Genomic DNA, 17562 nt, shown 5'->3' on the forward strand with positions numbered 1-17562 from the left:
ACCGGCCGGATCGGGCCGGAACCAGTCCAGGGCTGGTCGACATTCCTTCCCCCCCCCCTCTTCTCGTGCTCGTTTCTCGTGCTCCGGGGGCTAACGCAGCCCTTTCCGGGCGGTTTCCAGGCCCTTGCGGCACGGCCCAAGCTTCACGAAACTTGCATGCGACCCTGACGTTGCCGCCTCGAGCCAGCGCCACTCCGGATGCGGGCCGCGTGCCGCAACCCGGAGCCGGCCCCCAGAACCGGCAAAGAGGACCCGCCCTTGCCTGGAGCAGCTTTCCCCAAGGCCATCTACTACCTCAATCCGCTGGCCGCCGGCCCCCTGGAAGCATGGCCGGAGACGCTTGGGCGGATCGTCGATCTGGGCTTCGACAGCCTGGCCATCGCGCCCCCCTTCGAGCCCGGCGCGTCCGGCAACCTCTTCCTGACACGGGACCATGCCCGGCTGCATCCCGCCCTCGGCGGCGGCGAGGCCTTGCCGGCCCTGCGGCGCATGGCGGAGATGGCCGGCGTCCACAACCTCTCCCTGCTGCTCGACCTGGTCCCCGACCGCATGGCCGCCGAGGCCCCGGCGCTGCGCCAGGGCCTGGCGGCGGAGCGGCTGGAGGCCGGCGCGCCGCCCGATCCGCGCCGCGAGCCCGACATGCTGGGCGGCGCGCGGCTGCGCCCCTCCCCCGAGCTGGCGGGCTGGTGGCAGGACCGGCTGCGGGACTGGGCGGAGGCGGGTGTCGCCGGGTTCCGCTGTCTGCAGCCGGGCTGGGGAGGTGGCGCGTTCTGGCGATCGCTGATCGACACGCTGCGGCAATCGGCCCCGACGGCGGGCTTCATCGCCTGGACCCCCGGCCTGCCGGTGGGCGAGGTGGAGGGGCTGAAGGATCTCGGCTTCGACCTGACTGTCTCCTCCCTGCCGTGGTGGGACTTCCGCGCGGCCTGGTGGGGCGAGGAGGTTACGCGGCTGGCGCGGATCGCGCCGTTGCTGACCATGCCCGAGGCGCCTTTCGCGCCCCGCATCGGCAGCCGCTTCGCCGATCGCCACGAGGCGGAGCTGGCTGCGCGGCGGGCCCTGGACTTCGCCGCCGGGGCGGGCAGCGCCTGGCTGATGCCGATGGGCTTCGAATGCGGCGACATCCATCATATGCGCCATGACGGCGGCGCGGCCCGGCATCTCGCCGAGCTGCTGGCCTCGCCCCGGATCGACCTGCGCGCCGCCGTGGCGGCCGCCAATGTGGAGAGGGCCCGCGAGCCGGCCGCCGCCACGCGGCTGCCGCCCGCCCTGCTCTCGGCGCCGGGCGCCCCCGTGGTGCTGCTGCGCCACGCCCCGCTGGCCGGCGATCCGCGGCCGGAACGCGCCCGGCAGGCTAGGCTCATGGTGGTGGCCAATCCCTCCCTGCGCCAGCCGGCCCGGCTGGGGGCCGGCCAGCTGACGGGCGCGCTGCCCTGCCCCGGCCGTCTGCCGGAAGATGTCCTGAACGAGACCGGCCAGCTTGTCCTGGCCGCGGGAGAAGTCCGCTGCATGCCGATCCATGATGTCGCGCCGGTGCGTTTGCCGATCGGCGACAGCACGCAATCCGCCCTGGCCGCGGCCGAGGCGCCGCGCATCGCCATCGAGAATGTCCTGCCGGCGGTGGATGGCGGGCGCTTCCCGGTCAAGCGCAGCGTGGGGCAGCCCGTCACGGTGACGGCCGATATCTTCACCGACGGACACGGCAAGCTCTCGGCCAGCCTGTTCTGGCGCGCGGCCGACGGGGCGGAGTGGCAGGAGGTGCCGCTGGTCCTGACGGTCAACGACGTCTGGACCGCGACATTCGTGCCGGACCGGGTCGGCCGCTATCTCTTCACGGTCGAGGCCTGGGTCGATCACTACGCCGCCTTCTCCGACGAGATCGGCAAGAAGCACGCCGCGGGCGTCGATGTCGCGCTGGAGCGGCGCGAGGGCATGGCGCTGCTCGAGGCGGCGCAGCCGCGCCTGCAGGGTGAGGCGGCGGAGGCTCTCGCGGCGCTCGCCGCGCGCATCGCCGCGGCGGAGGACGCCGAAGCGGTGACGCTCTTCACCGGCGCGGAGGCGCGGGCGCTGATGCACGCGGCCGATCCGCGCGACCATCGCCTGCGCCACACGCCCGTGCCGCTCGACGCCGAGCGGCGGGCGGCGGGCTTCTCCTCTTGGTACGAGATCTTCCCGCGTTCGCAGAGCGGCGACGCGACGCGCCACGGCACCTTCGACGACGTCATTCGCGCGCTGCCGCGCGTCCGCGACATGGGCTTCGACGTCCTCTACTTCCCGCCGATCCATCCGATCGGGAAGAAGAACCGCAAGGGGCGCAACAACACGCTGACCCCCGGCCCGGACGATCCAGGCAGCCCCTATGCCATCGGCTCGGAGGAGGGAGGGCACGACGCGGTGCATCCCGAGCTCGGCACCCTGGAGGATTTCCGCCGCCTCAGGGCCGCGGCGGTCGAGCACGAGCTGGAGCTGGCGCTCGACTTCGCCATCCAGTGCTCGCCCGACCATCCCTGGCTGCGCGAGCATCCCGAGTGGTTCGAGTGGCGGCCGGACGGCTCGATCCGCTATGCCGAGAACCCGCCGAAGAAGTACGAGGACATCGTCAACGTCGATTTCTACAAGCCCGGCGCCATTCCCTCGCTGTGGATCACGCTGCGCGACGTCGTGCTGTTCTGGGTGGCGGAGGGCGTCAAGCTGTTCCGCGTCGACAACCCGCACACCAAGCCCCTGCCCTTCTGGGAGTGGATGATCGCCGAGGTGCGGTCGCGCGACCCCGAGGTGGTCTTCCTCTCCGAGGCCTTCACGCGCCCCAAGGTGATGTACCGCCTGGCCAAGGTCGGCTATTCGCAGTCCTACACCTACTTCACCTGGCGCAACTCGGCCTGGGAAATGCGCCAGTACCTGGAGGAGCTGAACGAGGCGCCGCAGCGCGACTTCTTCCGCCCGCATTTCTTCGTCAACACGCCGGACATCAACCCGGTCTTCCTGCAGCATTCGGGCCGACCGGGGCATCTGATCCGCGCCGCGCTGGCGGCGACGCTTTCGGGGCTGTGGGGTGTCTACAACGGCTTCGAGCTCTGTGAGGCCCGGCCCGTGAAGCCCGGCAAGGAGGAGTACCTCGACAGCGAGAAATACGAGATCAAGGTCTGGGACTACGACCGGCCGGGCAACATCACCGGCGAGATCACCGCCCTGAACCGCATCCGGCGCGCCAACCCGGCGCTGCAGACGCATCTCGGCGTGACCTTCCTGGCCTCGAATCACGAAGGCATCCTGTACTATGTGAAAGCGACGCCCGACCTTTCCAACGTGGTTCTCGTGGCGGTCTCGATGGACCCCCATCAGCCGTTGGAGAGCCATGTGGAACTGCCGCAATGGGTGATGGGGCTGCCCTCGGGCGCGCCCCTGCTCGCCGAGAACCTGATGCAGGGCGGCAGCGAGGTCTGGAGCGGGACCCACCGCTTCCTCCGCCTCGACCCGCACGCCCTGCCCTTCGCCATCTGGCGCCTGAGCGCCGCCGACAAGGCCTGATCCATGCCGTCCAACGACAAGCCGCACCATCCGGCGGACCCGCTCTGGTACAAGGATGCGGTGATTTACCAGCTGCACATCAAGTCCTTCTTCGACTCCAACAATGACGGGGTCGGGGACCTTCCGGGCCTGATCGCGAAGCTGGACTACATCGCAGCCCTCGGTGTGGATGCCATCTGGCTACTGCCCTTCTATCCTTCGCCCCGGCGCGACGACGGCTACGACATCGCCGAGTACAAGGCGGTGCACCCCGAGTACGGCACGATGCGCGACATCCGCCGCTTCATCGAGGAAGTGCATGCGCGGGGCATGCGCGTCATCACCGAGCTGGTCATCAACCACACCTCGGACCAGCATCCCTGGTTCCAGCGCGCCCGCCGCGCCAAGCCGGGATCGGCGCACCGCAACTATTACGTCTGGTCGGACACCGACAAGAAGTACGACGGCACCCGCATCATCTTCCTCGACACGGAAAAGTCGAACTGGACCTGGGATCCGGTGGCCGGTGCCTATTTCTGGCACCGTTTCTACAGCCATCAGCCCGACCTGAACTTCGACAATCCGCAGGTGATGAAGGAGGTGCTCTCCGTCATGCGCTTCTGGCTCGATGCCGGGGTCGACGGGTTGCGGCTGGACGCCATCCCCTACCTGATCGAGCGCGACGGCACCAACAACGAGAACCTGCCGGAGACGCATGTCGTCCTGAAGCAGATCCGCGCCGCGCTGGACGAGCACGCGCCCGGCCGCATGCTGCTGGCCGAGGCCAACCAGTGGCCGGAGGACACGCAGCAGTACTTCGGCGATGGCGACGAATGCCACATGGCCTTCCACTTTCCGCTGATGCCCCGCATGTACATGGCGATGGCGCAGGAGGACCGCTTCCCGATCACCGACATCCTGCGGCAGACCCCGGACATTCCCGAGAACTGCCAATGGGCGATCTTCCTGCGCAACCACGACGAGCTGACGCTGGAGATGGTCACCGACAAGGAGCGGGACTACCTCTGGGAGACCTATGCCTCCGACCGGCGGGCGCGCATCAATCTCGGTATTCGCCGCCGTCTCTCGCCGTTGCTGGAGCATGACCGGCGCCGCATTGAGCTGATGAACTCGCTGCTGCTCTCCATGCCCGGCACGCCCGTGATGTATTACGGGGACGAGATCGGCATGGGCGACAACATCCATCTCGGCGACCGCGACGGCGTGCGCACGCCGATGCAGTGGTCGCCCGACCGCAACGGCGGCTTCTCGCGCGCCAATCCCGCCAGCCTGGTCCTGCCGGTCATCATGGACCCGGTCTATGGCTATGAGGCGGTGAATGTCGAGGCGCAGTCGGCCGACCCGCACTCGCTGCTGAACTGGACGCGGCGCATGCTGACGGTGCGCCGCCGCCACCGGGCCTTCGGCCGCGGCAGCTTCGGCTATCTCTATCCCGGCAACCGCAAGATCCTCGCCTATCTCCGCGAGCATGACGGCGAAACCATCCTCTGCGTCTGCAACCTCTCCCGCACGGCCCAGGCGGTGGAACTCGACCTCTCCGCCTATGCCGGCCGCGTGCCGGTGGAACTGGTGGGCGGCTCGACCTTCCCGCCCATCGGCCAGCTCACCTACCTGCTCACCCTGCCGCCCTACGGCTTCTACTGGTTCATCCTGGCAACGGAGGCCGCCATGCCGAGCTGGCACGCGCCCGCGCCCGAGGTCATGACCGAGCTGTCCACGCTGGTCCTGCGTGGCGGTCTGGCCGAGGCCCTGGCTCCCGCTCCTCGTCGGATCCTGGAGCAGGAGGCGCTGCCGCAATACCTCGCCAAGCGGCGCTGGTTCGCCGGCAAGAACGGGCCCAGGATCGAGCCGCATCTGGCCTTCGCCGAGGCCCTGGCCGGCCGCACGGTGGAGGTGCTGCTGGCCGAGGTCGAGGTGGCCGAGGAGGCCGGCATGGCGCGCTACCAGCTGCCGCTTGGCATCGCCTGGGAGGATCAGAACCTTCCCGTGCTGACGCAGCAGCTCGCCCTGGCCCGCGTCCGCCGCGGCCGGCGCGTCGGCGTGCTGACCGATGCCTTCGCGCTGGACGCGCTGCCCTGGGGCGTGCTGCGCGGCCTGGCGGAGAAGGCGGTGATGCCGCTGCAGGAAGGCGAGATCCGCTTCCTGCCGACCTCGCTCTTCGATCTCGCCGCCATCCCGCCCGACGCCGAGATCCGGCGCCTCTCCTCGGAGCAGTCCAACTCCTCGCTCATCATCGGCGATCAGGCGGCGCTCAAGCTGGTCCGCCGCATCACCGAGGGCATCAGTCCCGAGACGGAGATGACGCGCCACCTGACCGAGCTCGGCTTCGCGCAGACCGCGCCGCTCCTGGGCGAGGTGGTGCGGGTGACGCCGGATGGCGTGCCGCGCACCCTGGTCGTGGTGCAGGGCTTCGTGCGCAACCAGGGCGATGGCTGGGGATGGACCATCGAGTTCCTCAACCGCGCCATCAGCGAGATGGCGCTGACGGAGGTGACGATCGGCGAGCAGGACGAGGTCTTCGCCGGCTACACCTCCTTCGCCGCGGCGCTCGGCCGGCGCCTGGCCGAGATGCACGCCCTGCTCGCGCAGGACAGCGAGAACGAGGCCTTCCGCCCGGAAGTCGCCGGCGAGAAGGATGGCAAGGCCTGGGCGCGGGGGGCGCGGAGCCAGGTCGAGGCGGCGCTGAAGGCGATCGGCGGCGCGCGGACGTGGGACAAGCCCGAGGACGCGGAGATCGCCGCCCGCCTGACGGGTGCCCGGTCGGAGATCCTGGCCGCGGTGGATCGGCTGGCCGCCGCCGCCGATGGAGCGCTGAAGACGCGCATCCATGGCGACTTCCATCTCGGCCAGGTGCTGGTGACGCAGGGCGATGCCTGCATCATCGACTTCGAGGGTGAACCGGCCAAGTCGCTGGAGCAGCGCCGCGCCAAGACCTCGCCGCTGCGCGACGTGGCGGGCCTGCTGCGGTCCTTCGACTATGTCGTCGCCACGGCGCAGCCGAACCACGGCACGGCGACGGACGAAAGCGCGGGGCGCCATGGCGCCTTGCTGGAGGTCTTCCGCAACCGCGCCGCGGCGGCCTTCCTCGACGCCTACCGCGCGGTGCATGCGAAGACACCCCGCCCCTGGGTGGCGCCGGAAGCGGAGGCGGCGCTGCTCGACCTCTTCCTGCTCGAGAAGGCGGCCTACGAGGTCTGCTACGAGGCCGCCAACCGCCCTGGCTGGCTCCCCATCCCGATGCGCGGGATGGACGACATGATGACCCGGCTGACGGGAAAGGATGCGCCGCATGACTGAGACGGACCTTCATCCCGACGCCCTGCGTGCCCTGCTGGACGGCCGGCACGGCGATCCCTTCGCCGTGCTCGGCCCCCATGACACGGCCTCCGGCCGCATCCTGCGCGTCCTTCTCCCCGGGGCGCTGGCCGTGACGGCGGAGGGCGAGGGCGAGGCGGTGTCCCTGCATCCGGTGGCGGAGGGTCTGTTCGAGGGCCGTTGCCCGGCAGGGTCCTACCGCCTGCGGATCCAGTGGCGCGAGGCCGTGCAGGTCACGGAGGACCCCTATGCCTTCCCTCCCCTCCTCGGCGAGCTTGACCTGCATCTGCTGAGCGAAGGCGCGCATCGCGATATCGGTCACTGCCTGGGTGCCCACCCGACGGTGATCGAGGGCGTGCCGGGCGTGCGCTTCGCCGTCTGGGCCCCGAACGCGCGCCGGGTCTCCGTCGTGGGCACGTTCAACAGCTGGGACGGGCGGCGCCATCCCATGCGCCTGCGGCATGAGGCCGGCGTCTGGGAGATCTTCATCCCGCGCCTGGAGCCGGGCGCCATCTACAAGTACGAGCTGCTGGACCCCAATGGCAGCGTGCTGCCGCTGAAGGCCGATCCCGTGGCCTGGCGCACCGAGGCGCCGCCGGCCACCGGCTCGATCGTCGCCGATACCGGCGCGATCCGCGCCCTGCGCACCCCGCCTCCGCAGCAGGACCCGGCCGGCCTGCCGATCTCGGTCTACGAGGTGCATGCCGGCTCGTGGATGCGCGGCGACGGCAACCGCGAGCTGGGCTGGGAGGAGCTGGGCGACCGGCTGATCCCCTACGTCACCGGCATGGGCTTCACCCATGTCGAGTTCCTGCCGATCATGTCGCACCCCTTCGGCGGCTCCTGGGGCTATCAGCCGCTGGGCCAGTATGCGCCGCACGCGCCCTTCGGTCCGCCGGAGCATTTCGCACGGCTCGTCGAGCGCTGCCATGAGGCGGGGCTCGGCGTCATCCTGGACTGGGTGCCGGCGCATTTCCCGACCGACGCGCACGGCATGGCGCATTTCGACGGCACCGCGCTCTACGAGCATGCCGACCCGCGCGAGGGCTTCCACCAGGACTGGAACACGCTGATCTACAACCTCGGCCGGCGGGAGGTGCGGAACTTCCTGATCGGCAGCGCACTGCACTGGCTGGAGACCTATGGCATCGATGCCCTGCGCGTCGATGCCGTGGCCTCCATGCTCTACCGCGACTACAGCCGGGCGCAGGGTGAGTGGGTCCCGAACATCCATGGCGGGCGTGAGAACCTGGAATCGATCTCCTTCCTGCAGGAACTGTCGGCGATCATCGCCGAGCGCTGTCCCGGCAAGCTGCTGATCGCCGAGGAATCCACCGCCTTCCCCGGAGTCACGCGCAAGGCCCGCGACGGCGGACTGGGCTTCGACTTCAAGTGGAACATGGGCTGGATGCACGACACGCTCCACTACATGGAGCAGGACCCGGTCTACCGGCAGTACCAGCATGGCGGCATGACCTTCGGCATCGTCTATGCCTATTCCGAACGCTTCATGCTGCCGCTCTCGCATGACGAGGTGGTGCACGGGAAGGGTTCGCTGATCCGCAAGATGCCCGGCGACGACTGGCAGAAATTCGCCAACCTGCGGGCCTACCTGTCCTTCATGTGGACCCACCCGGGCAAGAAGCTGCTGTTCATGGGCGGCGAGTTCGGCCAGTGGCGGGAGTGGAACCACGACACCTCGCTCGACTGGCACCTGCTGGACGAGCCCCGCCATGCCGGGCTGCAGCGGCTGGTGCGCGACCTCAACGGTCTCTACCGGGAGCACCCCGCCCTGCACGCGCTGGATTGCGACCCGGCGGGCTTCCGCTGGGTGGTGCTGGACGACAGTCAGAACAGCGTCTTCGCCTTCCTGCGCCTCGGCCCCGAGGGCAGCGCGCCGATGCTGGTCGTCTGCAACTTCACGCCCGTGCCACGCCAGGGATACCGCCTGGGGGCTCCCCTGGGCGGCGCCTGGGCGGAGGTCTTCAACTCCGACGCGGCTGTTTATGGTGGCGCGAATGGCGGGAATGGCGGCATGGTTCACGCAACCGCGGAACCCTGCCACGGGCTGGACCACAGCCTGGCGCTCGAGCTTCCCGGCCTGTCCACCCTGGTGCTGACACCGATGGAGCGTTGAATTGCCCCTGCTGCCGGACTGGTTGCTGCCCGGACGGCCTGATCCGCTGGGCGCGACCTGGGACGGGCTGGGCATCAACTTCGCGGTCTTCTCCGCCCATGCGACGCAGGTCGATCTCTGCGTCTTCGATGCCGCCGGGCGCCGCGAGGTCGCCCGGCTGCCGATGCCCGAATGCACCGACGAGGTGTTCCACGGCTATCTTCCCGAGGCGCGTCCGGGCCTGATCTACGGCTACCGCGCGCATGGCCCCTACCGCCCGCGCGAAGGCCATCGCTTCAACCCGCACAAGCTGCTGCTCGACCCCTACGGCAAGCAGATGGCCGGAACGCTGCGCTGGACCGACGCGCTTTTCGGCCACCGCATCGGCGCCCCGCGCGGCGACCTGAGCTTCGACCGCCGCGATTCCGCCGCCGCCATGCCGAAATCCGTGGTGGTGGACGACACCTTCAACTGGGGCGACGACCGCCCGCCCCAGGTGCCCTGGGACCAGACCGTCATCTACGAGGCGCATCTGCGCGGCCTCACGGTACAGCGCGACGACCTGCTGCCCCGCGAGCGTGGTACCTTCGCCGCCCTGGCCGATCCGCGCATCATCGAACATCTGCAGCGCCTCGGCATCACCGCCGTCGAGCTGCTGCCGGTGCATGCCTTCCTGCAGGACCGCTTCCTGGTCGAGCGGCAGCTGCGCAACTACTGGGGCTATTCCACCCTCTCCTATTTCACGCCGGAGCCCGCCTATCTCTCGACCGGCGGCCTGGACGAAATCCGCGTCGCCATCCGCCGCCTGCACGCCGCCGGGATCGAGGTGATCCTCGATGTGGTCTACAACCACACCTGCGAGGCCGGCGAAACCGGTCCCACCCTCTCCTGGCGCGGCCTCGACAATGCCAGCTACTACCGCCTGACGCCGGGCGACGAGCGACACCACATCGACGACACCGGCTGCGGCAATACCGTCAACCTCTCGCATCCGCGCGTGCTGCAGATGGTGATGGACAGTCTGCGCTACTGGGCCACCGCCTTCCGGGTGGATGGCTTCCGCTTCGACCTGGCCAGCACGCTGGGGCGCGAGGCGGATGGCTTCGATGCCGGCTCCGGCTTCTTCGACGCCATCCGGCAGGACCCGGTGCTGTCGCGCCTGAAGCTGATCGCCGAGCCCTGGGACATCGGGCCGGGCGGCTACCAGCTCGGCCGGAACCCTCCCGGCTTCTCGGAATGGAACGACCGCTTCCGAGACGGGCTGCGCCGCTTCTGGCGCGGCGATTCCGGGCTGCGACCCGAGCTGGCGGCGCGCCTCTCGGGCTCGGGCGAGCTGTTCGACCATCGCCGGCGGCGCCCCTGGGCCTCGGTCAACTTCGTCGCCGCGCATGACGGTTTCACCCTGCAGGATCTGGTCAGCTACACTGAGCGGCGCAACGAGGCGAATGGCGAGGAGAACCGCGACGGGCACGGCGCCAATTTCAGCGCCAACTGGGGCGTCGAGGGCCCGACCCACGATCCCGCCATCCTGGCGGGGCGCGAGCAGGTGAAGCGCGCCATGCTGCTCACCCTCTTCGCCGCGCATGGCACGCCGATGCTGCTCGCCGGCGACGAGTTCGGCCGCAGCCAGCAGGGGAACAACAACGCCTATTGCCAGGACAATCCGGTCTCCTGGCTGGACTGGTCGATGGCCGAGGCGCCGGCGGGCTCGGCCCTGCTCCGCTTCGTCGCCCGTGCCACCGCCCTGCGCCGCCGCCTCGCGACGCTGCGCAGCCCGGTCTTCCTGCACGGGCGCACCGAGCCATGGCCCGGCATCGCCGACACGGCCTGGTTCGACGAGGCGGGCGATCCGCTGGTGGAGGAGGACTGGCACGATGCTGAGGCGCGGCTGCTGGCGCTGCGCCGCGCCACTGCCGGCGGCGCGTCGGATCAGGTGGAGGTGACGCTGCTGCTGGTGAACGGCACGGCCGCGGCGCATCGCTTCCGCCTGCCGGAACCCGCCCTGGCCTGGTCCCTCGCTCTCGACAGCGCGCGCCCCGATGACGCGGAACAACCCATCGCCGGATCGGAAGTTACCGTCTCCGGCCGCTCCGTTCAGCTCCTGGTGGCCCTGCTCTCCACGAAGGATCGTCCCGCATGACTCAAGCCCGGCCCCTGGATTTCGCCTTCGGCCCGCTGCCCCGGCCGGATGGCGGCACGCGCTTCCGCCTCTGGGCGCCCGGCCAGCCGGGAGTCACGCTGGAATGCCGCGAGGGCCCCGCCGCCGGGACCCATCCGATGCGGAGCGAGCCTGACGGCTGGTGGAGCGTCACCCTGCCGGCACCCTCCGGCACGCGCTACCGCTTTCACCTGGGCAACGGCCCGACCGTGCCCGACCCCGCCTCGCAGGCGCAGGACGGTGACGTGGATGGCTGGAGCGTCGTGGTCGACCATCACGCCTATCGCTGGCAGAACGATGGCTGGACGACGCATCCCTGGCCGCAGAGCGTCATCTACGAACTGCATGCCGGCGCCATGGGCGGTTTCCGCGGCATCATGGCGGAGCTGCCGCGCCTCGCCGCGCTCGGCGTCAACACCATCGAGCTGATGCCGGTGAACGACTTCGCGGGCGCGCGCAACTGGGGCTATGACGGCGTACTGCCCTATGCGCCGGACGAGGCCTACGGCACGCCGGACGACCTGAAGGCGCTGATCGACGCCGCGCATGGCCACGGCCTCGCCGTGATGCTCGACGTGGTCTACAACCACTTCGGCCCCGCCGGGAACTACTGGCACAGCATCGCGCCGGATTTCTTCCGCAAGGACAAGCCGACGCCCTGGGGCGACGCCATCGACTTCCGCGAGGCGCCGGTGCGCGACTTCTTCATCGAGAACGCCATCTTCTGGCTGACGCAGTACCGTTTCGACGGGCTGCGGCTGGATGCCGTCCATGCCATCCCCGATCCGACCTTCCTGCCGGAGCTGTCGGAGCGCGTCCGCGCCGCCTGCGGCAGCCGCACGGTCTATCTGGTGCTGGAGAACGAGAACAACGATGCGAGCCTGCTCGAGACCAGCTTCGACGCGCAGTGGAACGACGACGCGCATCATTGCCTGCACGTCCTGCTGACCGGCGAGACCGACGCCTATTACGCCGACTACGCCGACCGTCCGGCCGGGAAGCTGCTGCGCGCGCTGACCGAGGGCTTCGTCTATCAGGGCGAGGTCTCGGCCAATCTCGGCCATGCGCGTGGCCAGAAGAGCGGCCACCTGCCGCCCTCGGCCTTCGTCAACGCGCTGCAGAACCATGACCAGGTCGGCAACCGCGCGATGGGCGAGCGGATCTACAGCCTGGCTTCCAGCGAGGCGACGCGCGCCGCCCTGCTCGTCCTGCTCATGTCCCCCGCCGTGCCGATGCTCTTCATGGGCGACGAATACGGCTCCCGCCGGCCCTTCCTCTTCTTCACCGGCTTCCCGGACCCTGATCTGGCCCAGGCGGTGCGCGAGGGGCGGCGCAAGGAATTCGCCAGGTTCGCGGCCTTCACCGATCCGGAGCGGCGCGAGCGCATTCCCGACCCCAACCACCCCGACACCTTCGCCGCCAGCCGCCCGGATGCGGCCGAGGCCGGGCAGCCGGAGCAGGCGGCGATGGCGGCGCATGTGTCGGGCCTGCTAAAGCTGCGCGCCGCGCGCCTGGCGCCGCGGCTCGCCGGCACCACGCTGCTGAATGGCGCCATGCTGGGGGAGACCGGCCTGCGCGTGCAGTGGCGCCTGGGGGATGGCGCCGTGCTGACCCTGGCGGCGCAGCTCGGCCCGCGGGCGGTGGAATGCCCGCCCGGCTCCGGCCCTCTGCTGGCGAGCAGCGGCGATGTGGCGGAGGGGCGCCTCGGCCCCTGGTCCGCCGCCGCGTGGCTCTCGGACCCCGCGCTGTGAGCGAGGCGGAGGCCCTCGGCCGGCTGGCCCGCGCCGTCGGGCTGATGGCCGAGTGGGAGGACGCCAATGGCCGCCCGCAGCGCACGGCGCCGCAGACGCTGCGCCACGTGCTGTCGGCGCTGGGCCATCCCGCCGGCAGCGCGGCGCAGATCCGCGAGAGCCTCGCGGCCTTCCAGGCCGCCCGGCGCGCCAGCCCGCCGCCCCTGATCACGGCCGCCGCCGGCGCGCCGCTGCGGATCCCGCTCAGTCCGGGCCGCTACCTCCTGGCCGCCGCTGACGGCACCCGCGTGGAAGGCGAGGCCGCCCCGGCCCCGCGCGGCGCGATGATGACCGCGCCGAGCCTGCCCGGCTACTACACGCTCGAAGCCGGCGGACGGCAGGTGACGCTCGCCGTGGCGCCGGAACACGGCCACCGCATCACCGATGCCTGTCCCGGTGGCCGTGCCTGGGGGCTGGCGGTGCAGCTCTACGCGCTGAAGCGCGCGGGGGATGGCGGCATCGGCGACTACCGGGCGCTCGCCGCCTTCGCCGCCGGTGCCGCGCGGGAAGGCGCCGATGCCATCGCCATCAGCCCCGTGCACGCGCAGTTCACCGCCGACCCGACGCGCTTCAGCCCCTATGCTCCCTCGAGCCGGCTGCGGCTCGATGTCCGCCATGCCGATGGCGAGGAACTGCTGGACGACGCGCCCCCCTTCCCGCCCGAGCTGCGGGCGGAATGGGCGCGGCTGGAGGCCCTGCCGCTGATCGACTGGCCCGACGCCGCCCAGGCCCGGCTGGCCCGGCTGCGGCAGTTGCACACCGCCTTCCGCGACACCGCGCCAGCCTCCCTGCGCGCGGAATTCGAGGCCTTCCGCGCCGCGGGCGGGCGCTCGCTCGAGAATCACGCCCGCTTCGAGGCCATCCAGGCGGAGCAGGTCGCCGCCGGCCCGGGCCGCTGGCACTGGCGCGACTGGCCGGCCGGGCTGCAGGACCCGGAGAGCCCGGATGTCGCGGCCTTCGCGGCGGCGCATGCGGAGCAGGTGGAGTACCACGCCTTCCTGCAATGGCTGGCCGATCGCGGTCTCGCGGCGGCGCAGGCCGCGGCGCGCGCGCATGGCGCCCGCATCGGGCTGATCGCCGATCTCGCCATCGGCGTCGATGGCGGCGGCAGCGATGCCTGGGCGCGGCAGAAGGAGTTCCTCTCCGGCGTCGAGATCGGCGCGCCGCCCGACATCTTCAACACGCGCGGCCAGGGCTGGGGCATCACCACCTATGCCGCCGCAGGCCTGATCGCCAACGGCTTCGCCGCCTTCCGCGAGATGCTGGGCGCCGCCTTCCGCAATGCCGGCGGCGTGCGGCTCGACCATGTGCTCGGCCTGCGCCGACTCTGGCTGGTGCCCGAGGGCGCCTCCCCGGCCGAGGGCTGCTACCTGCGCTATCCGCTGACCGACATGCTGCGCCTCGTCGCCCTCGAATCCTTTCTGCATGGCGCCGTCGCCATCGGCGAGGATCTCGGCACCGTGCCGGATGGCTTCCGGCCCAGGCTGCAGAAGGCCGGCCTCGCCGGGATGCGCGTCATGTGGTTCGAGCAGACGGGGCCGGCGGAGAATCCCGGCTTCAAGGACCCTGTCCGCTGGACGCGCGAAGCCGTGGCCATGACCTCGACGCACGACCTGCCGACCGTCGCCGGCTGGTGGGAGGGGCGCGACCTGGTCTGGCGGGAGGAGCTGGGCAGCACCATCGACGGCCAGGCCGCCACCCGGGCCGCGGAACGGCCGAAGCTCTGGGCCGCCTTCCGCCAGGCCCATGTCGCGGAAGGCGACGTGCCGGGGCCGGACGAGGCGGCGCGGGTGGCGGATGCCGCCGCCGCCTATATCGGCCGCGCCCGCTGCGACCTCGCCCTGCTGCCGCTCGAGGATGCGCTCGCCGCGGTCGAGCAACCCAACATGCCCGGCACCGTTGATGAGCATCCGAACTGGCGCCGCCGGCTGGACCCGCCGGTCGAGCTCCTGTTCCGGCACCCCGCCTTCGACCATCGCCTGCGCGTCCTGGCGCGCGCCCGGAGAGCCCCCGAGTGAACACCCCCCTGACGCCGCCCGCGACGACCCTTCCGCGCGCCACCTACCGCATCCAGTTCCACGCCGGCTACACGCTGGATGACGCGGTCGGCATCGTGCCCTACCTCGCCCGGCTCGGGATCAGCCATCTCTATGCCTCCCCGCTGCTGCCGGCGGCGCCGGGCTCGACCCATGGCTACGACATCACCGCGCACGATGCGATCAATCCCGCGCTGGGCGGCGAGCCGGCGCTGCGGCGGCTGGTCGCCGCGCTGCGGGCCGAGGGGATGGGCCTGCTGCTCGATATCGTGCCCAACCACATGGGGGTGGACGGACCGCACAACCCCTGGTGGCAGGACGTCCTGGCCAAGGGCCGAGACAGCGATTACGCCCGCTTCTTCGACATCGACTGGGACAGCGCCGACCCGTCCCTGCATGGCAAGATGCTGGCCCCCTTCCTAGGCCGCCCCTATGGCGAGGCGCTGGCGGAGGGCGAGCTGAAGCTGGTGGCGGAAGGCCCGACCGGCGTTTCGGTCGCCTATTTCGACAACCGCTTCCCGATCGCGCCGCGCGAGGCCAATGCGCTGCTGGACGCCGATGACGGCTTCGCCGACTACGATCCGGCGACGCTGAACGGCGCCGCGCGGCTTCACGCCCTGCTGGAGCGGCAGAATTACCGCCTGGCCTGGTGGCGCACCGCGACGGACGAGATCAACTGGCGCCGCTTCTTCGACGTCACCGGCCTCGCCGGGCTGCGCGCCGAGGATCCGGAGGTCTTCGACGCGACGCACGAGCTGCTCCTGCGCCTCTATGCCGAGGGGCTGATCGACGGCGTGCGGATCGACCATGTCGACGGCCTCGCGGATCCGCGCGGCTATTGCCGCAAGCTGCGCCGCCGCATGATGGCCGCCGGCGCGCGCCGCCCGGCGGAGGCGCCCCAGGGCCCGCCCTATATCCTGGTCGAGAAGATCCTGGCCCCGGGCGAGCCGCTGGTCGCCGAATGGCGCACCGACGGCACCACGGGCTACGACTTCATGGACCAGGTCGGTGCCGTGCTGCACAACCCGGCGGGCGAGGCGCCGCTCTCCGCCCTCTGGCGCGAGACCTCGGGCCGCGATGCCGACTTCCCCGCCGAGGAGCTGGCCGCGCGCAAGCAGATCCTGCGCGACAACCTCGCCGCCGAGCTCGATGGCTGCGCCCGCGCCCTGCACCACCTGGCGCGCGGCCACATCCGCTCGCGCGATTTCTCCTTCAACGCCATCCGTCGCGTCCTGGCCGAGATGCTGCTGCATTTCCCGGTCTACCGCATCTACACCCGCGCCGGACGGCCGAGCACGGAGGATGCGCGGGTGTTGCAGCAGGTGGCCGAGGCCGCCCGCGCCCGCCTGCATCCGACCGATCACGTCGTGCTGACGCATCTTCTCTTCTGGCTGGCCGAGGAGAAGATCCGCACCCGCCCGCCCGGCGAGGCCCGCCAGGACCTGCTGCGCGCCCGCGCCCGCTTCCAGCAGCTCTCCTCCCCCACCGCGGCCAAGTCGGTGGAGGACACGGCCTTCTACCGCTACGGGCGGCTGCTCTCCCGCAACGAGGTCGGCTCGCATCCTGACCAGTTCTCGCTGCCGCCCGAGGCCTTCCACCGCGCCTGCGCGGCGCGCGGCGCGGCGCATCCGGCCGCCATGCTGGCCACGGCCACGCATGACCACAAGCGGGGCGAGGATCTGCGGATGCGCCTCGCCGCCCTGTCCGACATCCCGGACGATTGGGCGGCCGTGCTGCGCGGCGCGCTGTCCCAGGCGGGCGATCTGGTGCGGGACCTGCCCGCTGGCCCCGCGCCGGAGCCGGGCGACGCGGTGATGATCCTGCAGATGCTGCTGGCCTCCTGGCCGCTCGGCCTCGAGGTGCAGGACCGGGCCGGCGTCGGCGCCTGGCAGGAGCGGCTCGCCGGCTGGCTGCGCAAGGCGCTGCGCGAGGCCAAGCGGCGCTCCGGCTGGGCCATGCCGGACGAGGCGTATGAGGCGGCGGCGGAGGGCTGGATGCGCGGCGTGGTCGATCCCGCCACGCATCCCGACCTGGCCGCCGGCCTTCAGGACTTCGCCGCCCGGCTCGCCGCCGCCGGGGCGGTGCGGAGCCTGAGCCAGACCATCCTGCGCTACACCGTGCCCGGCGTGCCCGATCTCTACCAGGGCACGGAGTTCTGGGACGAATCCCTGGTCGATCCCGACAACCGGCGTCCGGTGGACTACGCGCTCCGCCGCGCGGCGCTGGAGAGCGGGGAGAGCCCCGCGGCGCTGCTCCCGGCCTGGCGTTCGGGCGCGGTGAAGCAGGCGGTCATCCACCGCCTGCTGCGCGCCCGCTGCGAGGTCCCCGCGCTTTTCGCCGAGGGGCGCCACGAGCCCCTGGCGGCCGAGGGGCCTGGGGCGGAGGGGCTGCTCGCCTTCTGCCGCCGCCAGGGCGGGGCGGCGCTGCTGGTCGTGGTGCCCTTGCGCGGCGCCGGGCTGGAGGAGGCCGCGGACCGGCCGGGCGTGGGCATCCCCCTCCCGGAGGATCTGGCGGGACGGCGCTGGCGGTGCCTGCTCAGCGACGCCGAGGTCGCGCCCGCCGCGCGCCTCGATCTGGCTGGCGGCCCGCTCCACCGGGTGCTGCTGGCGCGGTGAGGCC

The 17562-nt window shown here is 71.3% G+C and carries 7 protein-coding genes; all 7 read left to right on the forward strand.

The genetic code is table 11. The features are described 5' to 3' along the window. Positions 1-258: 258 nt before the first annotated feature. The 7 genes from ACVMLK_RS02615 to treY are packed head-to-tail and all read left to right on the forward strand — an operon-like array spanning position 259 to position 17558. Positions 259-3528 (forward strand): maltotransferase domain-containing protein, encoded by a 3270-nt coding sequence (locus ACVMLK_RS02615; RefSeq protein WP_457485528.1) that lies wholly within the window; start codon positions 259-261, stop codon positions 3526-3528. 3 nt (positions 3529-3531) lie between these two features. Then, the gene (gene treS / locus ACVMLK_RS02620) at positions 3532-6825 is read left to right on the forward strand and encodes a maltose alpha-D-glucosyltransferase (protein ID WP_457485529.1); all 3294 of its coding nucleotides are present in this window, start codon (positions 3532-3534) and stop codon (positions 6823-6825) included. Next, positions 6818-8980 carry a 1,4-alpha-glucan branching protein GlgB gene (gene glgB / locus ACVMLK_RS02625; protein ID WP_198367377.1) on the forward strand — a complete coding sequence of 721 codons (2163 nt, stop codon included), beginning with the start codon at positions 6818-6820 and terminating at the stop codon, positions 8978-8980. The genes treS and glgB overlap by 8 nt, the downstream gene beginning before the upstream one ends. Position 8981: 1 nt before the next feature. After that, positions 8982-11099, forward strand: a complete 2118-nt coding sequence (gene glgX, locus ACVMLK_RS02630) for a glycogen debranching protein GlgX (protein ID WP_457485530.1) — start codon at positions 8982-8984, stop codon at positions 11097-11099. Beyond that, on the forward strand, positions 11096-12868 hold the full coding sequence (gene treZ, locus ACVMLK_RS02635) for a malto-oligosyltrehalose trehalohydrolase (RefSeq protein WP_457485531.1): 1773 nt from the start codon (positions 11096-11098) through the stop codon (positions 12866-12868). The genes glgX and treZ overlap by 4 nt, the downstream gene beginning before the upstream one ends. Further along, positions 12865-14925 carry a 4-alpha-glucanotransferase gene (malQ, locus tag ACVMLK_RS02640; protein WP_457485532.1) on the forward strand — a complete coding sequence of 687 codons (2061 nt, stop codon included), beginning with the start codon at positions 12865-12867 and terminating at the stop codon, positions 14923-14925. The genes treZ and malQ overlap by 4 nt, the downstream gene beginning before the upstream one ends. Then, positions 14922-17558, forward strand: coding sequence for a malto-oligosyltrehalose synthase (gene treY / locus ACVMLK_RS02645; RefSeq protein WP_457485533.1), 2637 nt, complete (start codon positions 14922-14924; stop codon positions 17556-17558). The genes malQ and treY overlap by 4 nt, the downstream gene beginning before the upstream one ends. Positions 17559-17562 lie beyond the last annotated feature (4 nt).

The sequence above is a fragment of the Teichococcus aerofrigidensis genome (assembly GCF_054073225.1).